This is a genomic window from Paenibacillus oryzisoli (genome assembly GCF_050467285.1).
Taxonomy (GTDB): Bacteria; Bacillota; Bacilli; order Paenibacillales; family NBRC-103111; genus Paenibacillus_E; species Paenibacillus_E oryzisoli_A.
Genome location: NZ_JBCMUN010000015.1, coordinates 16,796 through 29,440, shown reverse-complemented (window position 1 = coordinate 29,440; position 12,645 = coordinate 16,796). Strand labels below are relative to the sequence as shown.

Below are 12,645 nucleotides of genomic sequence, written 5' to 3'. Positions count from 1 at the left end.
GATTTGTGCTACAATAGGCGGTAAGAACCGATGTAGGAGTGAATGAAATGCCGGCCTCCCTTAACGAGCAGGAGCTATTGCAGTTTATTATCAACCAGACGAAGCTGGACCCGAAGCAAATTCAATTGGTGCTGAAACATGAGAAAACGTTTATGGACAAAGCGGAGCAAAAAGGAAGCCGGGAAATCGACATCGACGATGTGATCGATTATATCGTGGGTCGTCCCGATGTGAAATTGAGCGAGCTTGCCGTCGATACGATTCTGGAGACGGAAATGTCATATCTCATGAAGAACGGCCTGGCCGGTTATATGGATTAAAGCTTGGAGTGGCGCAAACGAGCCGCTGTGCCTTGGCAGATGCCGGGGTATGGCGGCTTTCGTTTTTCTTTATGGTTAATTAAAAAGTTAATTGATTAGGGTGTATTGACACCTGGAGCCCTTGGATGCATAATAAAAACATCATCTTGATCATTATTTAATTAATTTTACGATTAACTAATTGGGGGTACATGGGAGCAATGACAACGACAACTGCACTACCGAGAGCCGAACATCCAAGACCGCAATTTGTACGCGACAGCTGGGTGAATTTGAATGGCGAATGGCAATTCGATTTTGACGATGCGAACGTGGGGAGCAAATCTGGCTGGCATACGGGGGAGACGGATTTTACGCAAAAAATTCAAGTCCCGTTCGCTTTCCAAAGCAAGCTCAGCGGCATCGGAACCAATGAATTTCACGATATTGTATGGTATCGGCGCGATTTTACGCTGCCGCAAGGATTCGAGGGGAAGCGCATTCTTCTTCACTTCGGAGCGGTTGATTATGAGGCTTCCGTGTGGGTGAACGGCACGCTCGTTGCGACACACGTAGGCGGACACACGCCGTTTCATGCGGATATTACGGAAGCGCTTCAAGCGGGCGCGAACCGCCTGGTCGTCAAGGCTGTGGACTACAGCCGCGATGTGACGCTGCCGAGAGGGAAGCAGTATTGGCTCGAGGATTCGGCGTCGATTTTCTACACGCGGACGACGGGAATTTGGCAAACCGTATGGTTGGAAGCCGTGTCGCCGGAAGCACACCTCGCCAAGGTGAAAATGACGCCGGATATCGATGCGAAGCAGATTGAGATGGTTTTCTATGTCGATGGTGCCCAGAGCGGAGCGAAGCTGCAATTAAAAGTGGAGGTTTCGTTTAAAGGAAAACCTGTTACCGAAGATACGTACAGCATTAAGGGCTCCTCGGAGACACGCAAAATCCGTATCGACGATTTTAACGATCACGGACTTGGCGGCTGGTGGACGCCGAACAAACCGAATCTGTATGACGTGACGTTCACGCTGCTTGTCAACGGACAAGAGGCGGATCGTGCGACGAGCTATTTCGGCATGCGCAAAGTGTCAATCGAGAAAGGCCAATTGTGCCTGAATAACCGTCCATATTTCTTGAAGCTTGTCTTGGATCAAGGCTATTTCCCAGACGGCAACTTGACGCCGCCGAGCGATGAGGCGCTGAAACAGGACATCGAGCTGACAAAAGCGATGGGCTTCAACGGCGTGCGGAAGCATCAGAAACTGGAAGATCCAAGATTCCTGTACTGGTGTGACCGGATGGGGCTCGTTGTCTGGAGTGAAGCGGCGAATGCGTATGAGTATTCGGATCAATATGTGAAACGCTTTACGCAGGAATGGATCGCTTCCATGGAACGGGATTACAACCATCCATCGATTATCGCATGGGTACCGCTGAATGAAAGCTGGGGTGTGCCGAACATTCAAATCGACCGTTTGCAGCAGCAGCATGCGCTCACGATGTATCATTTGACCAAATCACTGGACCCGATGCGGCCTGTTGTCTCCAATGACGGTTGGGAAATGGTGAGTACGGACCTTTTCTCCATCCATGACTATGAGTGGCGCGAAGACGTGCTGAAGGAGCGGTACAGCTCAACGGAGAAAGCAGTATCGGCGAAGCCGTCCAGACGCGTGCTGGCGGTAGAGGGCTTCCCGTACGCTGGACAGCCAATCTTGGTTACGGAGTTCGGCGGCATCGCCTACAAGAAGAGTGAGTGGGAAGGCTGGGGCTACTCCGGCGCCGACAACGATGAAGATTACGAGCGCAGACTGCGCGCCGTCATTCAGCCGCTGCTTCGCTCCGGCGTTGTGCAGGGTTACTGCTATACGCAGCTCACAGACGTAGAGCAGGAGATCAATGGGCTGCTGACGTACGACCGCAAGCCGAAAATTCCGGTCGAGATCATCAAAGCCATTAACGAAGGAAAATAATGAAAAGCCAGGGCGCCGCAATCGTTCAGATCGCGGCGCCCTGGCTTTGTGCTATTCATCCGCATGCTCAATCCGGACGCTGATTGGATTCGACAGCACGCTGCCGGCATGCACGGGCTCATTGACTTGATACGAATACTGCGCTTCCGCTTGCGTTGCAATGCGCGGAGCGTGCAGATGGGGGGAAATTTCTGCCTCGTACGTGATCTCGACGCTCGTTTCCGGATCGAGATCGCCGATGACAAGCGGCTGCTCAGGAACGATATTCCTCCTATCGGCTGCGTGAATGCTCAGCTTCTCAGGGAGGGTGTGGTGCCGGATGTGCAGCGAGCCCGGTACAAGCGTGTTCATGGTGGACATCCAGTTCCACATCTGCAGAGCACCTGCTGTCAAGCTGCCGGTGTTCGTCACGGCGATCACGTACTCCAGAACAGCGCCTGGCTCCGCTGCAAGCGGATGCACGTACATTTGTACGTCGACAATCGGCTGCAGCAGCGCGACGTGCACTTCATTGGAGATGAGACGGTTGGCTATGCCGCGCCCATCCGGAAGCCGGTAGCTAAAGAGTGCGACGGCGTGGCTAACGAGCTCTTTATGTGAGGCGGAAATGGCGATCGTGTTCACTGAAACCTGAAACGTGACGACGATGGATGTCCTCGGCGTCAGAGCGCCAAGCGGCAGCGGATTCGGCAGCTGCGGCTGACGGTATGGTTGCCCATTGACTGTCAGGCTGCTCGCGACATATGAGGTGCCTTCTGGGAGAAACTCGGTCAACGACACTTCAGTGGCGATATTCCCAGTATTCGTTAACGTAACGGTATACGTCAATGCATCGCCGAGCGTAGCTGCAGCTTCCCGGACGGATTCAACGACACGAAGATTCGGGTCAAAAACTCGGAGCTCGACAGTGTTAGACGTTGTCTGGTTTCGATAATCCCCTTCTTCATACGAGAGAACCCCTTCATTTTCGAGGAAACCGCTGGGCGGAAAGAGAGAGACCGCCGCTTGAAATTGTAAGTTGAACGAAGCGTGATCGGGCAGCGTCCCCAGCCAGATACCTTCCATGGGATTGGCCGACGGATAACGGATGTCATCCAGAATGACGCTGCCTGGTATGAAGGTCATGCCAGGCGCAAGTGCATCCTGAAAAAGGAGACGCGGGATTGCGGTGTCCTCTTCATTAGCAATGGTGAAGCGGAACGTCGCTGAATCGCCAACATACGTATCCAGAGGGTCGGCTAGCTTGCTGAACTTGATTTTCATTTTCTTAAATGGAATCGACACCGTATTTGACCGTGATTGGCCGGAGACTTCGCGTCCGCTTGGCGTACGGAACGTATACGGGGCAACGGCCTGGTTTCTAATCATATTAGCGTGCGGAGGCTTCAGTACGACAATCTGAAAAATGACGGTAATTGTCTGGCCTATATGGACAGTACCGAGTGGAATGCCTTGCGCCGGATTCGCGAGCGGCAGCGGGACGCCTGCGACAATGACGCTGTTCGGTACGAAGGACGTCCCTTCCGGCATGTTGTCGAGCAGGGTCACCCGAGCATCAAGGTTCCCCGTATTCGCTACAATTAAGCGATAAGTAATCACTTGCCCGAGGCTGGCCTCGGGCATATCAGCTTTTTTGAGAATCGTGATGACCGGGCCGACGACCGGTGTATCGACCGTATTGGAATAGGCATGGCCGGTCAAGCTGCCTGAGCTGAAACGAACGACGGATTGGTTAATCAGATGATTCGGCGGTTGTGATTCGGTCGTCATACGACCGTCACCTCGAAGGTTACGGTGACGGAACCGCCGGCCGGGATAGCGTCCAGCGGAATGCCTGTGCCAGGATTAAGCCCAGGCTGGGAGGCTCCGTTGACGGTGACGCTGCCGCCGATAAAGACGGTGCCAGTCGGAATCGGGTCGGTCATCACAACATTGTTGACCGCTTCGATACCGTTGTTCGTGACCACGACTGTATACGTGATCGTATCTCCGGTTACGGCGTCGATGACGTCGGTACTTTTTACAACGGTAACGTTCGGTGCGGAGACTGGAATGACCAGAATATTGGACATTACGGAGCCAGAGAGCTGGCGGCCGTCCGGCGGCGAATAGGTGTAGTTTGCCGTTGCCTGGTTAACCAGCTGCTGAGGTGAGGGCAACGACTCGACCGTGACTTGCAAGGTGACTTGAACATCGACCGAACTGTTAGGCGGAATGGTGCCGGCTGAAATCCCAGTGGCCGGATCTGCGCCTGGCTGCGGCACACCGTCGACAAACACGCTATTCGGCACAAAAACAGCACCGGTGGGAATGGGATCGTACAGAGTAGCATCAGCAGGCAAATTTCCTGTATTGAACAACGTCAGCATATACACAATCGTGTCACCGATGGTTGCGTTAGTCGTGTTGGCCGATTTCAGCAAGGAAATAATCGGCTGATAGACCGGAATTGTAACCGTGTTGGAGAACGCGGACGCCGCCAGTGCGCCGGATGTAAAGTTGACGGACGATTGGTTTACAAGCTGCTGGGAAGCCGGCAGCGCAGTCACGGTAACGCTGAAGGCGACAGTGACGGAAGCACCTGGGGCGATGGGGCCCAAGGAGATGCCAGTTGTCGGGTTTGCGCCTGGCGAAGGATTCCCATCGATGGTAACGCTGCCTATCACAAAACTTGTAGAAGCCGGGAGCGGGTCGAAGAACTGTACCTGATTGATGCTGGTTATACCGTTGTTCGTAACGACGGCTGAGTAAGTGACGGTGTCCCCGACTACCGCATCTGTGGCGAGCGTTGATTTCACAATCGAGACATTCGGCGCGGAGACCGGAATGGTAATGGTGTTCGAATTCACCGAGCCGGTAATCGTGCGGCCGTCTGGCGGCGTGAACGTGAAATTCGCGGTCGCCGAATTGCTGAGTAACTGCGGACTTGGCAGTGAGGTGACAACGACGCCAAACGTAATTGTATCCGTGGCCCCCGGCTGGGAAGTGTACGGAATGCCTGCGGCAGGGTCAGCGCCGGGTTGAGTAACGCCGTTGACTACAACGCTGTTTGGCTGGAACGTAGTGCCGTTCGGAATTTGATCCACCAAGGAAACATTTGCCGCATAATTTCCGGTATTGCTCACCTGAATTTGGAAAATAATCAGGTCGCCAACCGTGGCGTTTGTCGTATTAGCGCTCTTGGTGGCAGCCAGGATCGGCTGGTAAACAGGCGTAGTGACGATATTGGAGAACGTCACAGCCGAGAAGCTGCCTGATGTGAAGCTGACAGAGCCTTGATTGTTGAGTTGAGCTGGAACCGGCAGCGAAACGACACGCACGTTGAAGGTGACCGTTACGGTTGCCCCTGCCGCAATGGAGCCGAGCGGGATGCCCGACACGGGGTTCGGCGGTACTGGAGGCGTCGGTGCGCCGGTAATAACCACACTGCCTGGGATGAAGACTTCGCCGGAAGGCAGTGGATCGGAAAAGACGACATTGCTGACGGCCTCGATACCGTTGTTCGTGATCGTGATCGTGTACGGAATAATATCATTCAACACCGCGTCGGTGACCGTTGTGCTCTTGACGACGCTGATGTTCGGAGCAGAAACGGAAATCGTAACGGTATTGGATGTTGCTGAGCGGTTGAAGGTTCGGTTGTCCGGCAACGTAAACGAATAGGCGGCAGATCCTGTATTCGCCAGCACCTGCGGGTTCGGCAGTGAGTCGATGACGACAGAGAACGTGACGGGAATGGTTACGCCGGGATCGACAGTGCCGATGGAGAAACCGATTGATGGATCAGCGCCCGGAATCGGCATTCCGCCAACAAACACACTGTTGGCAAGGAAGGTTGTGCCCGCCGGAATCGTGTCCGTGACGGTAGCGGATGTGGGATAATTGCCGGAATTCGTGACATTCAGCGTGTAGACGACGGTGTCCCCGACGGTTGCGGTAGAGGTGCTGCCGCTCTTGACGATGGAAATATCCGGCTGATAGATCGGCGTAGAGATCGCGTTCGAAAAAGCCGTGCTCGCGAATGCGCCAGATGTGTAATTGACCAACGATTGGTTTACCAGATTGGCCGGAGTCGGTACGGATGTCACTTGTACGTTGAATTGAACCGTGACGGTTGCGCCAACACCAATCGTGCCGAGAGTGATACCGGTCGCCGGATCAGGTGGTGTTGACGGCGTTGGCGCGCCTGTAATGACGACGCTGCCGGGCACAAACGTACCGCCGGCCGGAATCTGGTCAGAGAAGAGAGCGCTATTGATTGCTTCAATGCCGTTATTCGTAATTTGCGACGTATATGTGATGATATCGCCAACGGTTAGGGCGGTAGTCGAAGTGCTTTTCACCACGGAAACGTTCGGGGAGGAAACCGGGAACGAGACGGTATTCGACTGCACGGATCGTGTAATGACTCGACCGTCCGGAGGAATGAACGAATAGGTTGCAGTTGCGGTATTTCTGATCGTCTGCGGGTTCGGTAACGTCTCAATGAGCACGGAGAAAGCGACAGTGGCAGATGCGCCAGTTGCAATTGTGCCTGCGTTAATACCTGTGACCGGATCCGCTCCCGGCTGCGGGACACCGTTCACGAGCGCGCTGTTGATCACGAAGGAGGTCCCGGCGGGGATCGTATCGGTGACGATGGCGTCTCCCTGAATGGTTCCGGTATTGGAGACCACGACCGTGTAGACAACGGTATCGCCTACTGTCGCACTCGTCGTATTCGCGGATTTGACGGCTGTCATGACCGCTTGGGTTACCGGCGTCACAATATTGTTGGAGTTCGATGAACCTGAGAAGCTTCCGGACGTAAAGCTGACGGCTGACTGGTTGACGATTTGTGGCGTTGGCATTGTGATGATCACCTCAAAAGTCACGGTCACTGGCGTACCAGGCGCCAGTGTACCGAGTGGAATACCGGTGGACGGATTGGTGCTCGGCTGTGAAACGCCGTTCACGGTCACGCTTCCGGGGATGAATGAAGTGCTGGGATCGGTCATGCTGGTGAGCACAACATGGTTCACGCTTGCGACACCTTGATTCGTAACGACGACGGTATATGTGATGGTATCGCCTTGAACGGCTGTACTGACATCACTGCTTTCGACAACGCTGACGCTTGGTGCGGAGACGGGAATGACGACGGTATTGGAGGTTGCCGACCCAGATAACGATCGTCCGTCTGTTGTCGCAAACGTATACTTAGCTGTGGCTGTGTCCGCGATTTGCTGCGGCGTCGGCAATGATTCCATAGATACTTCAAATAAAACGGTTCGACTGCTTCCAGCCGGAATGGAGCTCAGCGGAATGCCGCTGACGGGGTCTACGCCTGGCACCGGCACGTCGTCGATAATGACGCTATTCACAACAAAGGAAGTGCCGGCCGGAATATTATCGAACAGCATGGCGTTTGCGGCCACACTGCCGGTATTGCTTGCCGTCACTGTGTAGACGATAAGATCGCCCAGCACTGCCAGCGTGTCATTTGCAGTTTTGACTAGAGTCAGTATCGGCTGCTCGACAGCTGTGACGACAGAATTAGAGCTCGCTGAGCCTGAGAACGCACCGGCAGCGAAACTTACCACAGCTTGGTTGCCTAGCTGCGGAGGCGTTGGCACACTGGTGACTGTCGCCTTGAAAGTGACGTGCATTGCCGTGCCTGCCCCAATGGAGCCAAGGGTAAAGCCGACATTCGGATCGGCAGAAGGTCTCGGTGAGCCGTTGACGGTCACACTGCCCCCTTGAAACTCGGCTCCTGGCGGAACGGCATCCAGAAGCACGACATTCGTCAGTGGAACAAGGCTCGTGTTGGTCAGATCGATCGTGTAGGTCAACACATCGCCAATGGCGGCGTAAGGGAGTGACACCGCCTTGGCAACCGTAAGATTCGGTGCCGAAGCCGGAATATCGGTTGCATTGGAAAGCGCGCTGCCCGACAAGGTGCGGCCATCCGGCGGCTGGTACGTATAGTTGGCCGTAGCTTGGTTCGTCAGTCGAGGGGGCGACGGCAAGCTTTGCAGAATGACCTGAAACGTAATGGTCGAAGTTGCATTCTGTGCGAGTGTGCCAATGACAATGCCAGCCGCGGGATTGGCGGCAGGGGCGGCACCGCCGTTGATCGTCACACTGGCGGGAACAAACGTCGTCGACGGACTGATCGTGTCAACGACTATTGGCTGCACCGCGATATTCCCTGGATTGCTGACGTTCAGCGTATAGGTCAACGTATCGCCGACCGTCGCATTCGTGCTGTTGACGCTTTTGCTGATGGCGACAACGGCTTGATAGACCGGCGTCGTAACGCTGTTCGTCAGCGTTGTGCCATTGAACATGCCGGAGCTGTAGGAGACGCCGGCCTGGTTCACCAGCTGTGCCGGAGAAGGCAGGGAAGTGACGGTGACCTGAAACGTCACCGTTACCGAGCTTCCGGCTGTGATTGAGCCGACGGGAATGCTGCTCGGTACGGCGCTTGGCTTAGCGACGCCGCCGACCACCACGCTGCCTGCGACAAAGGTGGCACCGGTCGGAACTGTATCGGTCAAGGTGACGTTCGTGACAGTGGCGACGCCGGAATTCGTGATAACCGTGGCGTACGTGAACGTGTCGCCAACCACGGCGTCGACGACGTTCACACTTTTCACCGCGCCGACGCTCGGCAATCGGACGGGGATCTTCAGCGTATTGGATTCCGCCGAACCGGAGATGATGCGGCCGTCCGGCGGCTGGAACGTGTATGTACCGTGCGTTTTATTCGTAATCTGGGAAGGTGATGGCAGTACGAGAATTGTAACATCGAATGTCATTGTAACCGTACCGCCTGCAGGTACTGTACCGATATTGACCCCATTAGCGGGATTGGCGCCAGGTACGGATACGCCGTTCACGGTTACGCTTCCGGGAACAAAGGCCGTTCCGGCAGGAATATTGTCAGTAAGATTAACAACGGCGCCGATGTTGCCTGTGTTGGCTACTTGCAGTGTGTAAGTTATATTGCTGCCGACAGAACCGTTAGCCGTATTGGCGGATTTGACGATGCCGATGATTGGCGCATAGATTGGCGTGGTGACGGTGTTGGACGGAATGACGCCCGATATGACCGAACCGCCCGCGACGCTTTGAAAGGTAAAAGCAGCGTTCGCGGTATTGGCAATCTGCGACGGGCTTGGAATACTGGTTATCGTCGCTTTGTACGTGGCGGTGATCGACGAGCCAAACGCGAGCGATCCTAACGGCGCCCCCGATGTGATGTCATAGGACGGCTTGGAAGCACCGGCTATGGTGACGCTGCCTGCGACGAAAGTGGAGCCGGCTGGTAGAGCATCCGACAGCACAACACTGGCCGCGCTTGCGCTGCCGCTGTTGCTGACGGTCACCGTGTACGTAATCGTATCGCCGAGCACGGTACCGGTGACATTGGCACTTTTGGCGACGGTGATGAGCGGCGCATTGATATTGATCTGGAGCGCGTTGGCGTTAACGACATAGCCGTCGCCGGAAGTAGTCAACTGTAGAATGGCGGACGATTGGTTGTTGGCAAGTCGAGCGGATACGTCGACATTCGTAATGTCCCAGCCTTGCCGGCCACCGACGATATTCGTTCCCGGCGCACCGTTGATCTGGTTCGACGTGCCGAAGGTGCCTGTCGTATTGAGCTGACCGGCATCATTGTTAATTTGCGATGCAAAGAAGTTATTCGCAAAGTTATTTGGCCCGGATAAAGCGACGAGCGATGCCGCTGTCGGCCCGAAAAGCGCCTGATCGCCCGTTCGGTTGGCGTCGCCTTCCTGGGCGCTGAACAGCGCCCGGCCTCCCAAGGCGCCGGTGACCGGTGTTGCAAACCCTGTAATTGTCGTGTTCACGGGAGGAGAAGTCGATTGGACAAGTACGGCGCCGACACGCAAGGACATATTGCGAAAAGGCAGGCTCGTGTTCTGATAAATGACGGCGAGCGTCCAACCTGCGTGGTTCGCAGTCGGGTCGCCGTTGATCACGATGGTTCCGACAACGCTGCCCGTCGTGTAGGTGCCGGCCATCCCTTGCTGGACAAGCGATGTGACGTTGGCTGTACGCACATAGCCTAAGGCGCCGCTGCCTAAGTCGAACTCGTTGCGTGTAGCCGTGTCGGATGTGATGCTGAACGTGCCGGCCGGTGTCGTGAAGGAGACGGGGTTATTGATGGCCGACGTAAGATTGACCGACCCGTTCACGTACGTGCCGCCCCAGACGAGTTCGGCATACAGAATGGTGCTTGCAGTCGGCAGCGTCAAAATCGCAGACGAACTGTTCGAGGTATACAGGCTTGTCGTCCCGGAGGGATAAGATCCATACTTTAATGCGGTATTTATCGTGGTAAAGGCGCCGATGCTGTCTTGGGTTCCCGGTACCCCCTCTGTGGCTGAGCGGCTTAAGCCAAGGGCATTGCCGGTAAACGTAATTGCGCCTGTTGCATTGAGCGTAGCTCTGACGACGAGAGCGATGGCCCTCACCCCCTAGAGTGAATTCCGATAACACACAAAAAAGTATTATCAGTGTTGGCCGTGGAGAGGAAAATAGACCGATGGTTCTAACCTATGTTTCAATTTGAAAAACATGAACGGATTCACGCAAGAGTTCACTTGGATTTATCGATTTTTTTGCGGGGGGAAGAAGTCTTTTTCGAGGGCTTTACGAGAAGATCTGGCGGCATAACCTCAGGTTCTGAGACGGGGGCGGGATGCAGGCGAAGACCTGGCGCCCAGACAGGCTCAATGAGCGGCTGCTTGCATAGGCGAAGCCATTCATTGGAGGACAGCTCTTTTTTGACAATGAGGAAATGATACATGATCTCGCTGACGACATTGGGCTGCACGTACTGCAGCACATCGAGCTCCTCTTGTTCGTACCATTCGGTCGAATAGGGAGGCTCATAGAAGCGTTCCATGCGCAGCAAGCGAAAATCATAAGGGATTTGTTCCACGGCATATCCCGGAATCGGCGGGCAGTTCGGGCTTCCTGGCGGCTGCGTGAAATGCGGCGTTACATAACGCGGCGTGTATTCGTCCCATTTTAGCTTGAGATAGGGGTTGGACATGTGGCGAAAATGATGGGCGTAAGGCGCCAGCACGCAGAGAACGGCCTGATGGCTGCAAATGCGGTAAATCTCGGACATTATAGAGACAAAATTATTCAAATACGGCAGGCTGCGGCTCGCCATCACGAACTCTACGCTGCTCTCTGGCAGCGGAATGCCGTGATTGAGGTCGCAGACCAGATCGACGCCGGGAAGCTGCAGGCGGTCGATTCCGTAGAATTGCCGATGCTTGTGCCGGCCGCAGCCCAAATCGACATACATGCCAATTCCTCCTTTGCATCCGTGCAGAATGCCTTCTGCTATAATGTATGGTCAGGCTGCAAGGTAGTCCCTGCTTGTGCCTAACCTTCGGAAAAAAGAAAACCGCCGCTCCCGGGGCGGGAAGCAGGCGGCTCCATGCTTATCCTTTGACGGCGCCGATCATGACGCCTTTGACGAAATATTTTTGCACGAATGGGTAGAGAATGAGAATCGGCACCGAAGCGACCATAATCGTCGCATACTTGATCGTTTCCCCAATCTGGAACTGGTCGGCGGCACTGGCGCCGGAGGACATCGAGTCGGTATTGTTCGCGATCAGAATTTCCCGCAGCGTTAGCTGCAGCGGATACAGGTCGCGATCTTTAATGAAGATGGAGGCGTAGAACCAGCCGTTCCATTTTTCCACGGCATAGTAGAGAATCATCACCGCAATCACCGGCATGGACAGCGGAACGATGATGCGAAACAGAATCGTAAAGTGGTTGGCGCCGTCCATTTTCGCCGATTCCTCCAAGCTCTCCGGTACGGACATGAAGGCGGTGCGCATAATGATCAGGTTGAACGTATTGACGGTAAAAGGCAAAATCGTCGCCCATAGGGAGTCAATCAGTCCTACGCCTTTGACCACGAGATAGAGCGGGATCAGGCCGCCGCTGAAGAACATGGTCAGGATAACGATAAACATAAATACGTTGTTCCACATCACATTTTTACGGGAAAGCACGTAGGCGCCCAAGGATGTGACAACCAGGTTCGTCACCACGCCGAAGACGAGAATAAACAGCGTGTTGCGGTACCCGGTCAGGATCGCGGGGTTGTGGAACACACTTTTATACGCATCCAGACTGAATCCGAGGGGCCTATACAGAAAGCCTTTGTGTGTAACGAGCTGCAAACCGTCGCTAAAGGAGGCGAAGGTGACGTACAGCAGTGGGTACAGTGTGACCACGACAAGCATGAGCAGCAATACGTGGATGATGACAGTAAATGTGCGATCCGATAAGCTCGTTTTCATCTCAGCACCTCCTCC

6 protein-coding genes are annotated in these 12,645 nt (G+C 54.7%); 2 read left to right on the top strand and 4 right to left on the bottom strand.

From position 1 onward, the window contains the following. Positions 1-47: 47 nt before the first annotated feature. Positions 48-320 carry a hypothetical protein gene (locus ABE504_RS24500; protein WP_430093856.1) on the top strand — a complete coding sequence of 91 codons (273 nt, stop codon included), beginning with the start codon at positions 48-50 and terminating at the stop codon, positions 318-320. Positions 321-511: 191 nt separating this feature from the next. Continuing rightward, positions 512-2,287, top strand: a complete 1,776-nt coding sequence (locus tag ABE504_RS24495; protein ID WP_430093854.1) for a glycoside hydrolase family 2 protein — start codon at positions 512-514, stop codon at positions 2,285-2,287. Between the two features lie 51 nt (positions 2,288-2,338). On the opposite strand, the gene ABE504_RS24490 is transcribed toward ABE504_RS24495, so the two are convergent. From ABE504_RS24490 to ABE504_RS24475, 4 genes are all read right to left on the bottom strand, one after another. Further along, positions 2,339-4,057 (bottom strand): hypothetical protein, encoded by a 1,719-nt coding sequence (locus ABE504_RS24490; RefSeq protein ID WP_430093852.1) that lies wholly within the window; start codon positions 4,055-4,057, stop codon positions 2,339-2,341. Then, complete coding sequence (locus ABE504_RS24485) at positions 4,054-10,770, bottom strand: DUF7507 domain-containing protein (RefSeq protein WP_430093850.1); 6,717 nt, start codon at positions 10,768-10,770, stop codon at positions 4,054-4,056. The genes ABE504_RS24490 and ABE504_RS24485 overlap by 4 nt, the downstream gene beginning before the upstream one ends. Positions 10,771-10,895: 125 nt before the next feature. Further along, positions 10,896-11,615, bottom strand: coding sequence for a hypothetical protein (locus ABE504_RS24480; protein ID WP_430093848.1), 720 nt, complete (start codon positions 11,613-11,615; stop codon positions 10,896-10,898). A gap of 139 nt (positions 11,616-11,754) precedes the next feature. Continuing rightward, entirely contained in the window at positions 11,755-12,630 is an 876-nt protein-coding gene (locus ABE504_RS24475; protein WP_430093845.1) for a carbohydrate ABC transporter permease, read from the bottom strand. Positions 12,631-12,645: the final 15 nt, after the last annotated feature.

What these genes read in the sequence shown, in the direction of transcription:
- ABE504_RS24495 (WP_430093854.1), top strand. Translation starts at nt 512, where the DNA reads ATGGGAGCAATGACAACGACAACTGCACTACCGAGAGCCGAACATCCA.
- ABE504_RS24500 (WP_430093856.1), top strand. Translation starts at nt 48, where the DNA reads ATGCCGGCCTCCCTTAACGAGCAGGAGCTATTGCAGTTTATTATCAAC.
- ABE504_RS24480 (WP_430093848.1), bottom strand. Translation starts at nt 11,615, where the DNA reads ATGTATGTCGATTTGGGCTGCGGCCGGCACAAGCATCGGCAATTCTAC.
- ABE504_RS24490 (WP_430093852.1), bottom strand. Translation starts at nt 4,057, where the DNA reads ATGACGACCGAATCACAACCGCCGAATCATCTGATTAACCAATCCGTC.
- ABE504_RS24475 (WP_430093845.1), bottom strand. Translation starts at nt 12,630, where the DNA reads ATGAAAACGAGCTTATCGGATCGCACATTTACTGTCATCATCCACGTA.